Raw genomic sequence first — 19,303 nt, 5'->3', positions numbered from 1 at the left:
CCGCCACTGCGCGTCAGTCTTTTCCACGGGGGCGGTCTCGACCGGCCCAACGAGCTGGCCCTTGCGGTTGAAGACCTTGACTCTCATGTCTCTCTCATCGTGCGCCCACCGGAGTCAGGGCTCGCGACGTATGCATCACCGGATATAGACCTCACTGGATGATGTGATCCGCCCGCTGCAGGAGAGACGACGAGATCGTGAGGCCGAGCGCTTTGGCCGTCTTCAAGTTGATGACCAGCTCGAACTTGGTCGGCTGCTCGATGGGCAGGTCACCGGGTTTGGCACCCTTGAGGATCTTGTCGACGAACGTTGCCGCCCGGCGGAAGAGGTTCGGATAGTCGGTGCCATAGGCGGCCAGGCAGCCCGCATCCACGAACGCACGATCGCCGGCGACGGTCGGGAGCCGGTGTTTCATGGCGAGCTCGGCCAGTCGCTGACGGTGGGGGAAGAGCATCGGGCTCGAGGTAATGCTGAGCGCCGCCGCGCGATCTCTGACCAGGGTGGAGAACGCTGGCTCGAAATCAGCGGGGGTTCGCACGGGGACGTTCTTCAGGGTGAGACCTAACGTCCTCGCCGCCGCTTCGGTCTCCTGCACGGCGAGCCGGGATGCCGGGTTCCTCTCGTCCCAGAGGATCGCCACATGGGACGCGCGTGGCGCCACGAGCCGTACGAGCTCGAGTCGCTTGCCAGCCAGGTCGCTCGAGATGGACGTCATCCCCGTGACGTTCCCGCCCGGCCGCCGGAGACTGGCGACGAGCCGGCCCCCTGACAACAGGTCGAGCGTGGCTACCTCCTTGGCGAGGAGGACCGGGTGGCGGTAGTCGTTACACATCACGAGGCTTCCCACGCGCAGCGTCTCCGTGGCGGCGGCGACGGTCGCGAGCGCGGCCACTGGGGCAAGCTGGTGGCCGAACGGCTCCTCGATAAAGTGGTCGCGGATCAGAAACGTCGCGTAACCTGCGATCTCGGCGCGGCGAGCCGTATCCACCAGCTCTGCGGCCGAGCGAACGCTTTCGCCCAGGACTCCGAAGCGAAACGGGCGCGGCTTCACAATGATCCCCCCTGTGGCCGGGCTTCCAGCCACATACCGGAAGGAGACGGCTCGCTGGGTGGCGACCATCGTCAGGTCCCGGTGTTCGAGAGCGTAAGCGATGCCGCAGGCGTGACGCAAGACGATCAGCCGAAGTCGTGCGAAGGGACGCCGCGCGCGAGCACGTCGAGCGCCGACACGCGCGTGGCGCGCACTGAGGCGACGCCGTCCTGCTGCTGCGCGACACCCTCCACGAGAAGAAACGGCGCGGCCACGAGCGTCAGACGATAGCGCGCGAAGAGCGGCGGCGTCACGATCACGTTCGCGATCCCCGTCTCGTCCTCGAGGGTCAGGAAGACGAATCCCTTGGCGGTGCCCGGGCGCTGGCGGACGATGACGCTACCCGCCACCCGGACGGCCTCCCCGTGCGGGACGCCGGCGAGCTCACGCGCGGCGAGCACGCGGCGCCTCGCGAGCTCGGCGCGGCGCAGCGCCATCGGATGGCGGCCGAGCGTCACGCCCGTGCCCCCGTAGTCGGCGACGAGCCGCTCGACTTCCGTCATCTCCTTGAGCGGGCTCGGCGCTGGGCGCGTCTCGGCCACCGCGAACAGCGGCCCGTGATGCGGCGCCGCCGCCGTCCAGAGGCTCGCCCGCCGCGTGGCGCCGAGCGGTGCTAATGCTCCAATGGCTGCGAGAGTCTCGAGCTCGTCGCGCGCGAGCCCGGCACGGAGCGCCAGATCCTGGATCGAGGCGAAGGGCCGCGCCTCCCGCGCCCGCACGAGCGCGCGTGCCGTCGCCTCGCGCGACCCTTTCACGTATCGCAGGCCGAGCCTCACCGCGTGGCCGCCGCGCGGGTCGGGCTCGATCGCGCACAGCCACCCGGAGCGCGTGACGTCGATCGGGAGGAAGCGGAGGCCGTGGCGCTGGGCGTCTTTGACGATCGTCGCGGGATGGTAGAACCCCATCGGCTGGTTGTTCAGGAGCGCCGCGTAGAACGCCGCCGGGTGGTGCACCTTGAGGTACGCACTCGCGTATGCGAGCAGTGCAAAGCTCGACGCGTGCGAGTTGTGGACGACCAAGTCGTTCGCCAGGAAGTTGTGGTCACCCTCGACACTGAGATCGAACGTCTCCCGCTCACCGAGCGGTTCGACCTTGGCGATCCGGTCCCAGTCGAGTTCGGCCCCCTCCAGCAGGGCGCCGCCGACGGGTCGCAAGCCGGCGACGCGATCGCCCAGATTGAGGGCCGCCAGCGGACGCCAGCTATCCATCGTGAGCAACGGGTGCTCGGCCGTCGCGGTGATCTCCCGGCCGAGCGCGGTGCGGACGCGATAGACCATGCGGCGTCCGCTCGCCGTGGCCTTGAGCACGCGGCGCTTCCGGATCTTCATGTCCGCGTCGCAGGCGAGCGTGCTCCCGAGGCGCGCGCGTCTCTGCACGACGTCTTCGATCGCCACCCAGCGCCCCGTATCGGCGTCGATCACCCGCGTCTCGCCGACGACGCACTCCGGGAAGCCGTACAGCGCGAACGAGGTGATCGAGCGCACGATCGTCTCCGCGGCGGCGCCCTCGATCCCCTGCCGCGCCATACCCGCGCGCAGCTTCGCCTCCACGTCGCCCATGAGCCGCTCGCTCCGCTTGAAACCGAGCGCGCGCCTGAGCTCCTCCGCCTCGGTGGCGGTGAAGCCCGCGGCCGTCATCGCCATCCGCAAGAGCTGCTCCTGGAAGAGCGGCACGCCGAGTGTCCGCTTGAGAATGGGCTCCAGGGACGGGTGCGGGTACGTGACGGGCTCGCGCCCGCGCCGGCGCCGGATGTAGGGATGGACCATGTCGCCCACGATCGGCCCGGGGCGGATGATCGCGACCTGCACGACGAGGTCGTAGAACCGCTCGGGGAGGACGCGCGGGAGCGTCGCCATCTGGGCGCGGCTCTCCACCTGGAACACGCCGATCGTGTCCGCCTGCTGCAGGCTCCGGTAGACGGCGGGGTCGTCGGGCGGCAGGTGCCCCAGGTCCACCTCGCGGCCGGTCTCGCGGACGAGCGCGAGCGAGTCCTGGAGCACCGACATCATCCCGAGCCCGAGCAGGTCGATCTTGATGATGCCGAGCCCCGCGCAGTCATCCTTGTCCCACTGGACGACGACGCGCCCCGGCATGGTCGCGGGCTCGAGCGGCACGACGTCGTCGAGGCGGCCGGCAGCGATCACCATGCCGCCCGAGTGCTGGCCGAGGTGGCGCGGCAGGTCCTGGATCTTGAGCCAGAGCCGCGCGAAGTGCCGGATGCGCGGGTGTGACGGGTCGCAGCCCGCTTCCGCGAGGTGCTTGATCAGGAGCTCGTCCGGATCCTGGTAGCCCCAGTTCCCGACGAGCCGGGCGAGCCGGTCCTGCATGTCGCGCGGGAGCCCGAGCGCCTTGCCGACCTCGCGCGCCGCGCTCCGGCCTCTGTATGTAATCACGTTGGCGGTCATCCCCGCTCCGAGACGGCCGTATCGACTGTAGACGTACTGAATGACCGACTCCCTTCGGCCGCCGCTCGGAAGATCGAGATCGATGTCGGGCCATTCCCCCCGTGCCTCACTGAGAAAGCGCTCGAACAGGAGCTCCATGCCGACGGGATCCACCGCCGTGATGCCGAGCGCGTAGCAGACCGCGCTGTTCGCCGCCGAGCCGCGTCCCTGCACGAGGACGTCGTTGGCGCGGCAGTGCTCGACGATGTCCCACACGATCAGGAAATAGCCGGCGAGGTCGAGGCGGCCGATGATCTCGAGCTCGTGGGCGATCTGGCGGCGCGCGCGGGCGGCGAGCGGGCCCGCGCCGTACCGTGCGCGCACGCCCCGCTCCGCGAGCTCGCGCAGGTGCTCGAGCGGCGTCTGGCCGGGCGGCAGCGGAAACTCCGGAAAGCGGTAGCCGAGGTCCTTCAGCGTGAAGCCGAGGCGCAGCGCGAGCTCGCCCGTGTTGGCGAGCGCGTCGGGGAAATCGTGGAAGAGCCGCGCCATCTCCCGCTCGTCCTTGAGGAGGCGCTCGGCGTTCGCCTGCAGGCGCCGGCCGGCGCGGTCGAGGTCGGTCTTCTCGCGGATGCAGGTGAAGACGTCGGCGAGCTGCCGACCCTCAGGGCGGGCGTAGAGCGGCTGGTTCGCGCCGGCGAGCGGTGCTCGCGCCGCTCGCGCGAGCTCGACGAGGCGCTGGAGGATCCGTTCCTGCTCGCGGGCAAGGTGGCGCTGGACCTCGACGTAGCAGCCCGAGCTGCCGAAGATCGCGAGGAGCCGGTCGAGGACCTCCCGCGCGCCCGCGTCGTCCCCGCGCGCCAGCCGCATCGCGAGCGGGCCGCGCGCACCGCCGGTGAGGCACACGAGCCCGGCGGCGTAGGGCTCGATGTCGTCGAGGGTCGCGGCCACCTCCCCCTTGGCGGCTCGCCCTGCCTTGGTCGTCCTGAGCTTCATCAGTGTGATCAGGCGGCAGAGGTTCTGGTAACCCTCGCGGTCTTCCACGAGCAGCGGCAGGCGCGAGCCGTCGGCGAGCGTCAGCTCGCTGCCGACGATCGGGCGGATGCCCGCGGCGAGCGCCGCGCGGGTGAAACGCGGCGCGCCGTACACGCCGTCCCGGTCCACCAGCGCCACCGCGGGCATCTCGAGCCGCGCCGCCTCCGCGACGAAGGCCTCCGGCTCGGCGGCGCCTTCGAGGAACGAGAACGCGGACTGCGCGTGCAGCTCGATGAACATCACCGTCAGTCGTAGACGCCGTCGAGCGCCCAGCGGCCCGTGGGCGCGTCGTGGGCGAGCCGGCAGAGCGCGCCGTCGGAGAGCGCCACGTCCCACTCGTCGCGCGCCCACGCCCGCGTGTCCCACCACTCCCCCGAGCTCCGCCAGGGCCCCGCGCACGTGACGACGCGCGCCTCGGGACCGAGCGCGCCGCGCACGACCGCCGGCCGCCCGGCCGCGTCCGTTTCCACCTCCACCGGCCGCGGCGGCCGCAGGCGCCGCAGCACGAGAACACCCGGGGCCGAGGCGGGGGCGATCCCTCGCTCAGAAAACCCCACTTCGCTCGGGACGTCCCCCGCCCCGGCCCTGGGAATCTCGGCTCCGCCCGCGGCGGTCGGATCGAAGGGGGCGAGGGTGTGAGCGTCGGGACGGTGGGAATCGTCGAGGACGGCGGCGCCGACGCCCGCCGGGCCGACGAGCCCGGCGAGGCGCGTCAGGACGGCGGCGAGGTCGCGGACGGTCGGGACGGAGCGCTCCCAGAGCCCGGCGGCGACGGCGCGCCGCGGGACGACGCGCGCGCTCACGGAGACGCCGACCACGGGCGCCCGCGGTGGATGGGCCTCGAGGTCGAGGACGAGCAGGGTCAGCATCGGCCGGACCTCGCCCATCGGCGCGGCGAGGGTGACCACGCGCGCGTGGTGACCGCCGGACGCGAGCGTGAGCCTGACGTCGAGCGCGTCCGCCCAGAGCCGGGCCGATTCGAACCGGGCGGCGAGCCGTGCGAGCACGCGCTCGAGCACGGCCGCGAGGGCGGGGAGCGAGTCGAGCTCCCACTCGAGCCCCTGCGCCTCCTCCCAGAACGGCGGGGGCACCCAGGCGCGGAAGGGCTCGCGGTCCCGCCCGCAGGCGAGGTCGTGCGCCGCGAGCCCCGGCGTGCCGAGCCGCGAGGCGAGCCCGGTGCGCGGCAGCGCGGCGAGCTCGCCGAGCGTCAGGAGGCCCCAGCGCGCGAGCGTCTGCGCGAGCTCGTCGGGGAGCTCGAGCTCGGCGAGCGCCACCGGTCCGAGCGCCGCGCGCTCGCCGTCCGGCGGCACGACGTTCACGCGCGCACCGACGCGCGCCGCGACGCGCGCGGCCGCGCGGCTCCCCGCGATCCCCACGCGCGCCTCGAGCCCGACCGCGCGTGCCGCGCGCGCGAGGCGCGCACCGACCGCGGCGTCGGGCCCGATCAGGCGCCCGAGGCCCGTCACGTCCACGTGGACGAGCCCGGCGCCGGCGTCTTCGACGCGGGGCGAGACGCCGAGGCAGGCCTCGAGCAGCGCGTGGCGCGCCGACGCGACGACCTCGTCGCCCAGCGGCCGCCGCACGAGATCGGGACAGCGCGCCCGCGCCTCGGCGTCCGTGAGCCCCGGCTCGACGCCGCGCTCGCGCGCCGCGCCGTTGGCCTCGACGACGCGCGTCGCGGGCGGCGCGCCCGTGACGATCGCCAGCGGGCCCTCGGCGAGCGCGGGCTCGCCGCGCTCGACGGCGGCCGCGGCGAAGTACGGCACGCGGACGCAGGCGACCCGGTTCATGCGCGCCACCACACGACGCCGTCCCCCGGCGCCGCCGCCCCTTGCCGCCGGAGCACGCTCACGCTCGTCTCGACACCGGCCAGGCGCGTCGGCACGAGGCGCGGGCCGGCCCACGCGAGCCCGCGGCGGCGGGTCTCGACGGCGAGGGCCGCGCCCGCGCCGAGGACTCGCCGCCGCGCGACGACGAGGAGCGCCGCGCCCCCGCGGCGGACCGCCAGCCTCAGGCGGAAGGCCTGGGCCAGCGAGATCCGCGGCGGGCTCTCACCCACGTCGAGCGCGACCAGGGCGAAGCCGGGACAGCGGACGAGCAGATCGGCGGCCCGGAGCGCGGCGCCGCGCCGCCCGCCGCACCGCACCCAGAGCACGCGGTCGAGGTCCACACCCGCCCGCGCGGCGGAGGCGGGATCGAACGCGTCGTCGGCGTCGATCAGCGCCGCGGCGCCCCCGGCACGCCCGACCTCGCCGAGACAGGCGACGAGCAGGCTCGTGCGGCCCGAGCAGAGCGGGCCGACGATCTCAGTGACCGCTCCCTGGCGGAGGAGCTCACCGACCGTCATGGGAGTTAGAGACTAATCAGATGTTTAGTATCAGTCAAGCCCCCTGTTCGGGTAGGCAGGACGGCCCGTTGGGCTAGAATCCGCCGAGGCGGGGGACGCAAATCTCGAAGGAGGCAGCGATGGAACTTCGAACCGTGAACGCCGTGATCACTGGCGGCGCGTCGGGGCTCGGGCGCGCGACGGCCGAGCGCATCGTGAAGGCGGGCGGCCGGGTCGCGCTGCTGGACCTGCCGGCCTCCAAGGGCGCCGACGTCGCCGCGGCGCTCGGCGGCAACGCCCTCTTCACGCCGGCGGACGTGACGAGCGGCGACCAGGTCGCGGGTGCCTGCGACCAGGCGCGGCAGCGGTTCGGGGGGATCAACGTCCTCGTGAACTGCGCGGGGATCGGCACCGCGGCCAAGACCGTCGGCAAGCAGGGCGCGGCGCGGCTCGAGGACTTCACGCGCGTCATCAACATCAACCTGATCGGCCACTTCAACGCGATCCGGCTCGCCGCCGCGATCATGGCCCAGAACGCGCCGAGCGCCGCGGGCGAGCGCGGCGTCATCGTCAACACCGCCTCCGTCGCCGCGTTCGACGGCCAGATCGGTCAGGCGGCGTACTCCGCCTCCAAGGGCGGCATCGTCGGCATGACGCTACCGATCGCGCGCGACCTCGCCGAGCTCGGCATCCGCGTCTGCACGATCGCGCCGGGGATCTTCGACACGCCGCTCCTCGCCACCCTGCCCGAGCCCGCGCGGCAGTCACTCGCCAAGCAGGTGCCGTTCCCGCCGCGGCTCGGCCGCCCCGACGAGTACGCCGCGCTCGTGCTCCACATCGTCGAGAACGGCATGCTCAACGGCGAGACGATCCGCCTCGACGGCGCGATCCGCATGGCCCCGCGCTGAGCCGGGCGGTGGCGCGCCACGGCCCCGCGCTCCTCGCGCTCGCGCTCGCCCTCGCGCCGCACGCGGCGGCCGCGGCCGACGCGACCGTCGAGGAGGCGTGGGGCGCGCTGGGCGCTGCGCGCTGGGGCGCCACCTACGAGGAGTGGACGCGCCCCGGCCCGCCGGCGAGCTGCGAGCGCGTCCGCAGCACGGGAAGCTGGACGACGGCCGACGAGGAATGGGCGTACCGCTGCCGCCGCGAGGCCGCGGCCACCGTCAGCGAGTGGTTCTTCTACGTCTTGCCGGGCGATCCTCCGGCACCGCGGCTCGAGCAGCTCCGCGTGACGGTCGCCCCGCCGGGCCCCTCCGCGGCGGCGCTCGCCGAGCGTCATCGGGGGCTCGCCGAGCGGATCTCCGCGCGCCACGGCGCGGGCGAGCGCCCGGCGACGCCGACGGTGCTCGAGTTCGGCGCCGCGTCCTGGCGCGACGTCAGGCGGTGGCGGACCGACGCGCTGGAGATCCTGCTGTACGTCGACGAGCCGACCGCGGGCTCCCCGTACGTCGGGGTCCTCGCCCGCCACCGGCCGCTCCTCGCCGCCCTCAGGGAGGACGAGCGCGAGCGGGCGGCGACGGGAGCGCCGGCCTGGGCGGAGCAGGTGGAGGCGCGGCTCGCCGCCCTGCTCGGCGACGAGCTGCGCGCAACGTATCCAGACTACGGCGGGCTGCTCGCGCGCTTCAGGGAGAGTCCGATGGATCCGGCCGCGCAGGCGAAGGCCTACGCGATGGCCGTGGATCTCCTGAAGGCGGCCGCGGCGCGGGACGCGCGCCGTTCCGCGCTCCTCCTCGCGGCCGATCAGCTCGCGCGCCAGCTCGCGAGCGCGGACGAGCGCTCGCCTGAGTGGGACGCCCGCCGCCGGGCGCTCGGCGCGCACGGCCTCACGTGGCAATGGGCGCCGCTCGGCGCGACCTGGGTCTACGGTCACGATCTCCTGTGGCAGGTCTGGAGAGAGAGCCCCGGGAGCCCGTGGGGCGAGCGTGCGTTCGTGCGACTGCTCGATCTCGGCTGGGACACGAGTGTCGGCTGCAGCAAGGGCAGCGACCGGTTCCGCGACGTGATCCGCGAGGGCGAGGCCTTCCTCGCCGGACGTCCGGGGAGCCCCGTGCGGGTGGACGTCGAGTTCCAGCTGGCGCAGGCCTACGAGACGTGGTGGTCGCTGAGCCAGGCCTCGCCCGAGGACCAGTACGCGGAGCCCGCGCGGTATCAGACGGGCGCCCCGACGGCCAGGCAGAGGGCGATTGCCCTGTACGACGGTGTCCTGCGCGCGGTCCCGGATCGTCCGGAAGCGGCGTACGCTCGGCGGGCCCTGCCCCGGCTCGTGCTGGGTTTCGCGACCAACCAGCGGCGATTCTTCTGCGTCTACGACTGAGCCGGGCGACTCGCCCGCGCGCCGGCCCTGCGCTGAGACGCCGCAGGCGCTCGAGGACCGTCTTCGAGACGCGCTCCCGGTTCTCGGGACGGATCCGCGTCGTGGATTACCGGCGGGAGCGCCGCCTGATCGTGAGCGGGGACATCCTCTCCGTCTACCCGCTCGACGGCGACTGGTCGCCGGTTCGCCGCGAGTACTGGTGGCGCGCGCTCTCCGCCGCCGGCGTGCCCCCACGGCCGTCGGTGCTCCTCGTCGGCCTCGGCGGCGGCACCCAGCTCCACCTTCTCCGCGTGTTGGCGCGCCCGCGCGCGGTGACGGCGATCGAGCGCGATCCGGCCGTCCTCCGCGCGGCGCTCGACTGGTTCGGCCTCAGCGCGCTGGGCGGCGTCGAGTACCTGGTGGGCGACGCGGAGCGCGTCATTCGCTGGCTCGCGCATGGACGGCGGCGCTTCGATTTCGTCATGGAGGACACCGCCTACGGCGAGACGCCCGAGCGGGCGCGGGCGCTCGCGCAGGCGCTCGCGCCGTTGGTGGCGCCGCGGGGATCGCTCGTGCTGAACCGCCACCGCCGCGACGGCGCGCGCGGCCTCGCCGCGGCGCTGCGGCCGTACTTCGCCGAGGTGGGGCTCGCGCGCGTGCGCCCCGGCGGCGAGAACGTCCTCGTCTGCTGCCGGCGCCCGCTCAGGCGCGAGGCAGGCGCTTGTACTTGAGGCGGTGCGGCCGCTCGGCCTCGGCGCCGAGGCGCTTCCTGCGGTCAGCCTCGTAGTCGGCGTAGTTCCCCTCGAACCACACCACCCGGCCCTCGTCCTCGAAGGCGAGGATGTGGGTGGCGATGCGGTCGAGGAACCAGCGATCGTGGCTGATCAGCACGGCGCAGCCGGCGAAGTCGAGGAGCGCGTCCTCCAGGGCGCGCAGCGTGTCCACGTCCAGGTCGTTCGTCGGCTCGTCGAGCAGGATCAGGTTCGCGCCGCGCTTCAGCGTGGTGGCGACGTGGAGCCGGTTGCGCTCGCCGCCCGAGAGCTCGCCGACCCGCTTCTGCTGGTCGCTCCCCTTGAAGTTGAACGACGCGACGTAGGCCCGCGACTGGAGCGTGCGGCCGCCGACGCTCAGCGTGTCGGCGCCCCCGGAGATCTCCTCCCAGACGGTCTTCTTCCCGTCGAGGGCGTCGCGGCTCTGGTCCACGCAGGCGAGCGTCACGGTCTCGCCGACACGGAGCGAGCCCGCGTCGGGCTTCTCCTGGCCGACGATCATCCGGAAGAGCGTCGTCTTGCCGGCGCCGTTCGGGCCGATCACGCCGACGATCCCGCCGCGCGGGAGCTTGAACGTGAGGTCCTCGATGAGGACGCGGTCGCCGTAGGCCTTCGCCACGTGGTCGGCCTCGACGACGACGTCGCCGAGGCGTGGCCCCGGCGGGATCACGATCTCGAGGGCCTGAGCTCGCTGGTCGGACGACTCCGCGAGCATCGCCTCGTAGTTCTGGAGGCGGGCCTTCGACTTGGCCTGGCGCGCGCGCGGCGCCATCCGGACCCATTCCAGTTCGCGCGCGAGCGTCCGCTGGCGGGCGGCGTCGGCCTTCTCCTCCCGCGCGAGCCGCTCGCGTTTCTGCGCGAGCCACGAGGAGTAGTTGCCCTCCCAGGGGATGCCGTGGCCGCGGTCCAGCTCGAGGATCCAGCCCGCGACGTTGTCGAGGAAGTAGCGGTCGTGGGTGACGGCCACGACGGTGCCCGGGTACTCCTTGAGGAAGCGCTCGAGCCAGGCGACGGACTCGGCGTCCAGATGATTCGTCGGCTCGTCGAGGAGCAGCATATCCGGTCGTTGGAGCAGCAGTCGACAGAGCGCCACGCGCCGGCGTTCGCCTCCCGAAATCGTCCCGACGTCCATGTCGCCCGGCGGCACCCGCAGCGCGTCCATCGCCATCTCGACCGTGCGGTCGAGGTCCCACGCGTTCGCCGCGTCGATCCTGTCCTGGAGCCGCGCCTGCTCCTCGAGCAGCTTCTCCATCTCCGCCGCGGCGAGGGGCTCGCCGAGCTTCGCCGACACCTCCTCGAAGCGCGTGAGGATCGCGCGCGTCTCGCCGACGCCCTCCTCGATGTTGCCGCGCACGTCCTTCGCCGGATCGAGCTGGGGCTCCTGCGGGAGGTAGCCGATGCGGAGCCCGGCCGCCGGGAACGCCTCGCCGAGGAAATCCTTGTCCACGCCGGCCATGATCCGGAGCAGCGAGGACTTCCCGGCGCCGTTGGCGCCGAGCACGCCGATCTTGGCGCCGTGGAAGAACGAGAGCCAGATGCCGCGCAGGATCTCGCGCTTGGGCGGGACGACCTTGCGCAGGTCCTTCATGACGAACGCGTACTCACCGGCCATGCAGGAGCCTCTTGTGCTCGGGCATCATGCAGCGGTCCTGCACGACGCGGATCCCGGCGCGCGCGAGGCGCTCGGCCGCGGCACCGTTCCGGATCCCGAGCTGGAACCACACGGCCGCGGGCCGCCACGGCAGCGCGAGGATCTCCCCGGCGTGGGCCGGCAGATACTCCGGCCGCCGGAAGATCTCGACGACATCCACGGGCTCGGCGAGGTCCGCGAGGTGCGCCACGGTCCTGGTCCCGTGGAGCTCGCGCCCGGCGACCACGGGGTTGACGGGCAGGATGCGATAGCCGCGCGCCCGGAGGTACGCGGGCACGTAGTACGCGGGCTCGGCCGCGCCGGGCTTGGCGCCCAGGACCGCCACCGTCTTCGTCCCGTTCAGGATCGCGACGAGCCCCGCATCGTCGTCGATCAGGTTCGTCCGCCAGTCCGCCATGGACTTCATCTTTCTCACGCCGAGCCGAGCGCCGCAAGGATTTCGGCGCCGAAGACCTCGGCGCGCCAGCGCCGCACGCCGTCCACGGCCGCCAGCTCCGCGACGTCGCGCGGGCCCGCGCGGGCGATCGCGCCGATGAGCCGGTTCGGCAGGACGAGACCCGGCTCGAGACCCGCCCGCGGCGCCGCCTCGGCCCGCCAGTTCCGCAGGCGCTCGATCCGGCGCTGGACGCTTCCGGCGATGCGCGGCCGCGGCCGGCGCTCGAGCACCGGGAGGTCGGACTCCGGCAGCGCCTGGGCGCGCGCGAGCGCCCCGAGGAGCGCGTCGCCCCAGCGCGCGATCACCCGCGCGGTGCATCCCGGGACCTCCGCCAGCGACGCGCGGTCGGTCGGCGACGCCTGCGCGAGCCGCACCAGCGTCTCCTCCTGGAGGATCTTGAACGGCGGCCGGTCGGCGGCGAGCGCGAGCCGCTCGCGGAGCTCGTGGAGCTCGCGCAGCACGACGAGGCCGCGGGGCGGGAGCTCGCGTGCCCCCTTCAGCGAGACGAAGGCGTTCGGGTCGGGCGCGCGCTCCGGCACGGGCTGGGCCGCGAGCGCCGCGCACTCCTCCTCCACCCACGCGAGGCGCCCCACGCGCCGGAGCTCGTCCGCGAGTCGCTCCTTCAACGCGACGAGGTGGAGGACGTCGGCCGCCGCGTAGTCCCGCTGCGCCTCCGAGAGCGGGCGCGCCGACCAGTCGTCGCGCTGGCGCGAGGGCGGGAGCTCGAGGCCGAGGTAGCGCCGGACGAGGACATCGAGGCCGAGCGCGGGCTCACCGAGGAACCGCGCGGCGACGTGCGTGTCGAAGAGCGCCGTGAAGCTCATGCCGTGGCGGCGCTTGAGGTGCGTGAGGTCGTTGTCACCCGCGTGGAGCAGCGTCGTGATCCCGGGCCCGGCGAAGAGGCTCCCGAGCGGCGAGAGGTCGTCCACCGCCAGCGGGTCCACGAGCCACACCTCGCCCGACGGGGTCGCGAGCTGCACCAGCGCGAGGCGCTCGGGATAGTGGTGGAGGCTGTCGCCCTCGGTGTCGAGCGCGACATCGCCGGCCGCCGCCAGCCGCGGGAGAACGGCGGCCAGGTCGGCGCGGGTACCGATCCAGGTCGACGGGATCGTGGCTAGGACTTCCTTGCGCGGATGGACCGCTCCATCCGCTCGAAGCGGCGACGGAGGGGCTCGAGTCCCTCGTCGTGGGTGATCACGTAGAGCTCGCCCGCGCGGATCGCCGCGAGCACCATGCGCGCGACCACCTCCGGCGCCAGGAAACGGCCCATCAGCTCGACGGGCTCGGCGCGCGTCGGCGTCTCGTTCCGCAGGTGGGCGGGCCGGCTGCGGTCGCTCTCGCGAATCCGCGTCTGCACGCCCATCGGGCAGAGCACGGAGACGCCGATCCCGTACGCCTTGAGGTCCTTCGCGAGCGTCTCGGAGAGCCCGACGACGGCGTACTTGGTCGTGTTGTAGATGCCGAGGCCGGCCGTCGCGACCAGCCCCGCCATCGACGCGGTGTTGACGATGTGCCCGGGCTCCTTCTGCGCGAGCATGCGCGGCAGGAACGCCTCGAGGCCGTGGATCACGCCCCAGAGGTTCACGCCGAGCGCCCACTGCCAGTCGCGATGGGTCGCGGTCTCGAGCCCGCCCCAGAGCGCGACGCCCGCGTTGTTGCAGAGGACGTGCACGCGGCCGAATGCCGCGAAGGCCCGGTCGGCGAGCGCCTGCACCGAGGCGAGGTCGGTGACGTCGGCGCGCACGGCGAGCGCCTCGCCGCCGCGCCCGCGGATCCCCGCGACGACCCCGGCCATCCCCGCCTCGTCGAGGTCGGCGACGACGACCTTCGCGCCCTCGCCCGCGAACGCCTCCGCGAGCGCTTTCCCGATCCCGCTCGCGCCGCCCGTCACGACCGCGACCCGTCCGTTCAGCGAGTCCACAGCGTCGGAGGGTATCCGGCCTTCGGCCCCGGGTCAACGCGGCGTGATAGGATGCGACGGCAACGCTCCGGGGAGGCGCTCGATGGCCAAGGAGATCGCGATCGTCCACCACGCGGCTCGGCGCAGCGACGTGGTCATGCCCTATGCGCCCGGGATCGTCGTCCGCCGCGGCAGTCTCGTGTTTCTCTCGGGCGTGACCGCGGCCGCCGTGTACCACCATCACCCGCACCGCGAGGAGGACTTCGACCTGCCGCCGACGATGGAGGCGCAGGCCGTGCTCGTGATGGAGAACCTCGAGAAGACGCTCGAGGCCGCGGGCTGCACGCTGCGGGATCTCGTCGCCGCCACGCGCTATCTCACCGACGTCCGCGAGCAGGACGACCTGAACCGTGTGTGGGCGCGCTACCTCGGCGGCCACCTGCCGACGACGACGACCGTCGAGGTCTCACGCCTCGCGACGCACCCGCGCTGCAAGCTCGAGATCAGCGCGATCGCGGTCGCCGATCCGTGACCGGCGTGACGCTCGGCTTCGTGGGGCTCGGCGTGATGGGCGGGCGCATGGCGAAGCGCCTGCTCGACGCGCGGCACCCGGTGGTCGGCTACAACCGGACGCGCGAGAAGGCGCGCTGGCTCGCCGACTCCGGCCTGCGCCTCGTGTCGTCGCCGCGCGAGGTCGCCCAGGCGGCCGACGCGATCTTCACCATGGTGACGGACACCGCGGCGCTCGAGGCGGTCACGCGGGGCCCCGACGGGATCCTCGCGGGGCTGCGCCCGGGCGCTGTCCTCGTCGAGATGAGCACCGTCAGCCCCGAGGCGGTCCGCGCCCTCGCCACCGACGTCGCCGCGCGCGGCGCCGAGCTGCTCGACGCGCCCGTGTCGGGCTCGCCGGCCACGCTCGACGCGGGCCAGCTCTCGTTCATGGTGGGCGGGACCGCCCCGGCGCTCGAGCGCGTCCGCCCCTACCTCACCGCGATCGGACCGACGATCACCCACGTGGGCGCCGTCGGCCTCGCGAAGGCGATGAAGATCGCGATCAACCAGGGCCTCGCCGTCCAGATGCTCGCCTTCGCGGAGTCGGTGCTGCTCGCCGAGAAGGCCGGCGTCGCGCGCGAGCGCGCGGTCGAGGCGCTGCTCCGGAGTGTCGTCGCCTCGCCGATGCTGAAGTACCGGGGCCCGTTCGTCCTCGGCATGCCGGCCGAGGCGTGGTTCGACGTCGGGATGATGCAGAAGGACCTCGGGCTCGCGCTCGACCTCGGACGCTCGACCGGCGTGCCCCTCGCGACCGTGGCGGTGACCAACGAGCTGCTGACGGCCGCGCGCGGGCTCGGCCTCGCCGGCTACGACTTCGCCGTCGTCTTCGACGTCGTCGCCCGGCTCGCGGGCCTGGCGCCGAGCGCGAAGAGCTGAGCGGCGGCTCAGCCGTTGATCAGCTTCAGGATCAGCTTGACGAGCTCGTCCCAGAGATTGGCGTACACGCGCTAATCCTCGACGGGCAGCGTCACGGGCTCGCCCATCCCATACCCTTCGAATTTGAAGCGTACCCTCTCGGATACAGAGACCGCCTCCGTCACGGATGCTTACACGACGACCTTCTTCGCGCGGAGGGCCGCGATCTCGGCCGCGGTGTAGTCGTGCTCGGCCAGGACCTCGTCGGTGTGCTCCCCCCGAAGCGGTGCATGACGGCGCACGGACGGGTCCATGGCCGAGAACGCGATGGGCATGCCGACCACGGGGATCTCGCCGAGCTTTGGATGCCGCATGCGCCGGATCACCGTGCGCGTCGCCGTCTGCGGATCGTCCAGCACCTGGTCCACGGTGTTCACGGGCGTCGCGGGCACACCCGCCTCGTCCAGCAGTTTCAGCAGCGCGTCGCGGTCGTGGCGCACGATGGCCTCTTCCAGCGCCGTCTCGAGCTCGCGGCGGTGCTTCACGCGCTCGATGTTGATGGCGAAGCGCGGATCGTCCGCCATCGCCGCGAGACCGAGCGCCGTCACGAGCCGCCGCCACAGGCGGTCGTTGGCGCCGGCGATGAAGACCCACTGGCCGTCGCGGCAGCGGAAGTTCCGGTACGGCGAGAGCGCCGGGTGGGCCGAGCCGAGGGCTCGGGGCACGGTGCCCGCGAGCAGGTAGCCCTCGGCCTGGAAGTTCAGGAGCCCGATGGCCGTCTCGAGCAGCGAGCCGTCCACGCGCTGCCCGACGCCGCTCTTCTCGCGGTAGAGGAGCGCGTTCACGACGCCGAAGGCGCAGAGGATGCCCGTGGTGAGGTCGAGGAAGGAGACGCCGCAGCGGACGGGTGGGCCGCCCGGCTCGCCCGTGATGGACATGATGCCGCTGAACGCCTGCATGAGCGCCTCGTAGCCCGCGCCCTCGGCGCGAGGGCCCGTCCGGCCGAAGGCCGAAACTGAGCAGTAGACCAGGCGCGGGTTCTCGGCCGCGAGGCGGTCCCAGCCGAGGCCGAACTCCTCCATGGTCCCAGTGCGGAAGTTCTCGATGAGGACGTCGGCGCGGCGCGCGAGTCGGCGGACGATCTCGACGCCCTCGGGCGCCTTCAAGTCCACCGCGATGCCGCGCTTGTTGCGGTTGTTGACGAGGTAACCCGCCGCCTCGCCGTCCTTGTGCGGGGGCCAGGTGCGCGACTCGTCACCGACCGTGGGGTCCTCGACCTTGACGACGTCGGCGCCCATGTCGCCGAGGAGGGCGCCGCAGAAGGGCCCGGCGAGGACGCGGGAGAGATCCACGACGCGGATGCCGTCGAGCGAGAGGGCGGGCTCGGTCATGGAGCCAAAGATAACCGAACTATCCGACCCAGACCACCGGAAGGCCGCAGCGCTGGGCGGCGGCACGCTGGCGGGGCGCAGCCGTGACGAAACGCAGCCGGCTTCCAGTCTCCTCGTGAAAGGCCAGCGCGGACGCCACATGCACGGCGTCGAGCGAGGTGAGGCCGATAAGCTCCCAGCGAGCTCGGTCCACCGTCATCCGTGCGATGGCCGCCTGGAAGTCACGATCGCCAAACTCGCCGGACAACCTTCGCCGGGAGAGGGCAGACAGGATCTCGAGGGGCACGATGGCCGAAGAGAGGAATCGATGTCGGCGAAACAGCGACACGACGCGGCTCGAGCCCGATTCCCCGACGTAGCGCTTCACGAGGGCGCTCGCGTCGACATAGGCCCAGGCTGCCGGCATCAGCGGGCCCGTCTGGCCTCGATGACCGTGGCGGACAAAGGCCTACCCTTGATCCGTCTCGGCCGGAACGGCGCCATTGGGCCGTGCTCGGTGGCCCGGATCAGGAGGCCGGACGCCTCCATCCGTCTGAGCGCCGCCGCCTCGCCCGAGACCTTGAGCGGCGCGATCACAGCGATCGGTCGGCCCCGCTCCGTCAGCACGACTTCCCGGCCGGCCTTGACGGCGCGGACCGCCTTCGAGAAGTGCTGGTTTGCTTCGCGCAAACCCATCTGCATCCCGGGTCCTCCAGCGTAGTGATGTCTCTACATTGAACGAGCCGGGGCGGCCCGTGTCAACGTCTCCGTTCCTGGACATCGGCTGTCTCGGACTTCGGACATAGCCGTCGTGCGTTGCCGCGCTCCCCGATGACGGGCGCAGATACGAGATCCACGAAGGGTAGCTGTCCGTGACTGCGACGCCCGGGACGAAGTATCAGGAGGTCACCGGAAATCTGTTGGTCGCGCACCACGCAGGGCCCCGCCCCTGCTACTATGAGAACGATGAGCCGGCTACGCGACGCGCTCGGGAAACGCATCCTCGTCCTCGACGGGGCGATGGGCACCATGCTCCAGGCGAAGGCCCTGACCGCCGCCGACTTCGGGGGGCCGCAGTACGAGGGCTGCAACGAGCACCTGAACCTGACGCGCCCCGACGTCGTCCGCTGGATCCACGCCGCGTATTTCGACGCCGGCGCAGACGTGGTCTCGACGAACACGTTCGGCTGCGCCCCCTACGTGCTGGGCGAGTACGGCCTGGCCGAGCGCGCGTACGAGCTCGCGCGCGCGGCCGCGCGTCTGGCTCGCGAGGTCGCGGGCGAGCGCTTCGTCGTGGGCGCGATGGGCCCGGGGACCCGCTCGATCTCGGTCACCCGCAACGTCACCTTCGACGAGGTGCGCGAGGCGTACGCGGTCCAGGCGCGCGGGCTGATCGACGGCGGCGTGGACGCGCTGCTCCTCGAGACCCAGCAGGACACGCTGAACCTCAAGGCGGCCGCGATCGGCGTCCGCCGCGCGATCCGCGAGGCGGGCGTCGAGGTCCCGCTGATGGTGAGCGGCACGATCGAGCCCACGGGCACGATGCTCGCCGGGCAGGGCGTGGAGGCGCTGTACGTCGCGCTCGAGCACCTCGACCTCTTCTCGATCGGCCTCAACTGCGCGACCGGCCCCGAGTTCATGACCGATCACCTCCGCTCGCTCTCGGCGATGTCCACCCGCTTCGTGAGCGTGTACCCGAACGCGGGGCTGCCGGACGAGCGCGGGCAATACGCCGAGACGCCCGAGAGCCTCGCCTTCAAGGTGCGGCGCTTCGTCGAGGAGGGCTGGGTCAACATCGTCGGCGGCTGCTGCGGCACGACGCCCGCGCACATCCGGGCCCTCGCCGAGCTCGTGCGGGGCCGCCCACCCCGGGTGCCCGCGGCCCGCGAGCCTCAGGCCGTGAGCGGCGTGGAGGTCGTCTACCCGACCGACGACAACCGCCCGCTCTTCGTCGGCGAGCGCACGAACGTCATCGGCTCGCGCCGGTTCAAGGAGCTGATCGTCGCCGAGCGGTTCGACGAGGCGGCCGAGATCGGCCGGGCGCAGGTCCGGGGCAGCGCCCAGGTCCTCGACGTCTGCCTCGCCAACCCGGACCGCGACGAGGCGGCCGACGTGGACCGCTTCATGGCGCAGCTCACGCGCATGGTCAAGGTGCCGCTCATGATCGACTCGACCGACGCGCGGGTGCTCGAGATCGCGCTCCGCCACTGCCAGGGCAAGGCGATCGTCAACTCGATCAACCTCGAGGACGGCGAGGAGCGGTTCGAGAAGGTCGTGCCCCTGCTCAAGACCTACGGCGGCGCGGTCGTCGTCGGCTGCATCGACGAGGACAAGCGGCAGGGCATGGCGGTGACCCGCGCGCGCAAGCTCGCGATCGCGGAGCGGAGCCACGAGCTGCTGACGCGGAAGTACGGCGTGCCGGCGCGCGACCTGATCTTCGACGCGCTCGTCTTTCCGGTGGGCACGGGCGACGCGAACTACGTCGGCTCGGCCGTGGAGACCATCGAGGGCATCCGCCTGATCAAGCAGCGCTTCCCGGAATGCAAGACGATCCTCGGCGTCTCGAACGTGTCGTTCGGGCTGCCGCCGGCGGGCCGCGAGGTCCTGAACTCCGTCTTCCTCTACCACGCGACCAAGGCGGGGC

The 19,303-nt window shown here is 72.7% G+C and carries 17 protein-coding genes; 6 read left to right on the top strand and 11 right to left on the bottom strand.

The annotated features are described in order from the left end of the window. Window positions 1–151: 151 nt before the first annotated feature. Genes VKG64_05215 through VKG64_05200 form a run of 4 tightly spaced genes read right to left on the bottom strand, consistent with a single transcriptional unit; the run spans window position 152 to window position 6,853 of the window. A complete protein-coding gene (locus VKG64_05215; protein ID HKB24438.1) occupies window positions 152–1,120 on the bottom strand; it encodes an ABC transporter substrate binding protein in 969 nt (322 codons plus the stop codon). A 56-nt stretch (window positions 1,121–1,176) separates the two neighbouring features. Beyond that, window positions 1,177–4,746 carry a DNA polymerase III subunit alpha gene (dnaE, locus tag VKG64_05210; GenBank protein ID HKB24437.1) on the bottom strand — a complete coding sequence of 1,190 codons (3,570 nt, stop codon included), beginning with the start codon at window positions 4,744–4,746 and terminating at the stop codon, window positions 1,177–1,179. Between the two features lie 5 nt (window positions 4,747–4,751). Continuing rightward, window positions 4,752–6,296, bottom strand: a complete 1,545-nt coding sequence (locus tag VKG64_05205; GenBank protein ID HKB24436.1) for a DNA polymerase Y family protein — start codon at window positions 6,294–6,296, stop codon at window positions 4,752–4,754. Continuing rightward, the gene (locus tag VKG64_05200) at window positions 6,293–6,853 is read right to left on the bottom strand and encodes a hypothetical protein (protein ID HKB24435.1); all 561 of its coding nucleotides are present in this window, start codon (window positions 6,851–6,853) and stop codon (window positions 6,293–6,295) included. Before VKG64_05200 ends, VKG64_05205 begins: the two co-directional genes overlap by 4 nt. A 119-nt stretch (window positions 6,854–6,972) precedes the next feature. Between VKG64_05200 and VKG64_05195 the strand changes: the two genes are divergently transcribed. From VKG64_05195 to VKG64_05185, 3 genes are all read left to right on the top strand, one after another. Then, the gene (locus VKG64_05195; GenBank protein HKB24434.1) at window positions 6,973–7,740 is read left to right on the top strand and encodes a 3-hydroxyacyl-CoA dehydrogenase; all 768 of its coding nucleotides are present in this window, start codon (window positions 6,973–6,975) and stop codon (window positions 7,738–7,740) included. Window positions 7,741–7,748: 8 nt separating this feature from the next. Then, window positions 7,749–9,146 carry a hypothetical protein gene (locus tag VKG64_05190; GenBank protein HKB24433.1) on the top strand — a complete coding sequence of 466 codons (1,398 nt, stop codon included), beginning with the start codon at window positions 7,749–7,751 and terminating at the stop codon, window positions 9,144–9,146. A 101-nt stretch (window positions 9,147–9,247) separates the two neighbouring features. Continuing rightward, window positions 9,248–9,856, top strand: a complete 609-nt coding sequence (locus tag VKG64_05185) for a hypothetical protein (GenBank protein ID HKB24432.1) — start codon at window positions 9,248–9,250, stop codon at window positions 9,854–9,856. On the opposite strand, the gene ettA is transcribed toward VKG64_05185, so the two are convergent. Genes ettA through VKG64_05165 form a run of 4 tightly spaced genes read right to left on the bottom strand, consistent with a single transcriptional unit; the run spans window position 9,828 to window position 13,903 of the window. After that, window positions 9,828–11,507: an energy-dependent translational throttle protein EttA gene (ettA, locus tag VKG64_05180; GenBank protein ID HKB24431.1), complete on the bottom strand. Its 1,680-nt coding sequence runs from the start codon at window positions 11,505–11,507 to the stop codon at window positions 9,828–9,830. The two genes, VKG64_05185 and ettA, sit on opposite strands and share 29 nt — an antisense overlap. Then, window positions 11,497–11,943, bottom strand: a complete 447-nt coding sequence (locus tag VKG64_05175) for a CoA-binding protein (protein ID HKB24430.1) — start codon at window positions 11,941–11,943, stop codon at window positions 11,497–11,499. The genes ettA and VKG64_05175 overlap by 11 nt, the downstream gene beginning before the upstream one ends. Window positions 11,944–11,957: 14 nt before the next feature. Further along, complete coding sequence (locus VKG64_05170) at window positions 11,958–13,076, bottom strand: HRDC domain-containing protein (protein ID HKB24429.1); 1,119 nt, start codon at window positions 13,074–13,076, stop codon at window positions 11,958–11,960. A 20-nt stretch (window positions 13,077–13,096) separates the two neighbouring features. Then, window positions 13,097–13,903: an SDR family NAD(P)-dependent oxidoreductase gene (locus VKG64_05165; protein HKB24428.1), complete on the bottom strand. Its 807-nt coding sequence runs from the start codon at window positions 13,901–13,903 to the stop codon at window positions 13,097–13,099. A gap of 82 nt (window positions 13,904–13,985) precedes the next feature. On the opposite strand from VKG64_05165, the gene VKG64_05160 reads away from it, so the two are divergent. Then, window positions 13,986–14,414 carry a RidA family protein gene (locus VKG64_05160; GenBank protein ID HKB24427.1) on the top strand — a complete coding sequence of 143 codons (429 nt, stop codon included), beginning with the start codon at window positions 13,986–13,988 and terminating at the stop codon, window positions 14,412–14,414. After that, on the top strand, window positions 14,411–15,310 hold the full coding sequence (locus tag VKG64_05155; GenBank protein ID HKB24426.1) for an NAD(P)-dependent oxidoreductase: 900 nt from the start codon (window positions 14,411–14,413) through the stop codon (window positions 15,308–15,310). The genes VKG64_05160 and VKG64_05155 overlap by 4 nt, the downstream gene beginning before the upstream one ends. Window positions 15,311–15,480: 170 nt before the next feature. On the opposite strand, the gene VKG64_05150 is transcribed toward VKG64_05155, so the two are convergent. From VKG64_05150 to VKG64_05140, 3 genes are read right to left on the bottom strand one after another with little or no spacing between them, the layout of a single operon-like run. Then, on the bottom strand, window positions 15,481–16,680 hold the full coding sequence (locus VKG64_05150; GenBank protein ID HKB24425.1) for a CoA transferase: 1,200 nt from the start codon (window positions 16,678–16,680) through the stop codon (window positions 15,481–15,483). Between the two features lie 19 nt (window positions 16,681–16,699). Further along, on the bottom strand, window positions 16,700–17,086 hold the full coding sequence (locus VKG64_05145) for a type II toxin-antitoxin system VapC family toxin (protein HKB24424.1): 387 nt from the start codon (window positions 17,084–17,086) through the stop codon (window positions 16,700–16,702). Further along, the gene (locus tag VKG64_05140; GenBank protein ID HKB24423.1) at window positions 17,086–17,361 is read right to left on the bottom strand and encodes a type II toxin-antitoxin system prevent-host-death family antitoxin; all 276 of its coding nucleotides are present in this window, start codon (window positions 17,359–17,361) and stop codon (window positions 17,086–17,088) included. Before VKG64_05140 ends, VKG64_05145 begins: the two co-directional genes overlap by 1 nt. Before the next feature lie 264 nt (window positions 17,362–17,625). Between VKG64_05140 and VKG64_05135 the strand changes: the two genes are divergently transcribed. Next, window positions 17,626–19,303: homocysteine S-methyltransferase family protein (locus VKG64_05135; GenBank protein HKB24422.1), on the top strand; the 1,678-nt coding region annotated here is incomplete at its 3' end.

The organism is Candidatus Methylomirabilota bacterium, assembly GCA_035260325.1.
Lineage (GTDB): Bacteria > Methylomirabilota > Methylomirabilia > Rokubacteriales > CSP1-6 > AR19.
The sequence above is the reverse complement of the archived record's forward strand: the minus strand, read 5'-3'. Positions and strand labels throughout refer to the sequence as shown.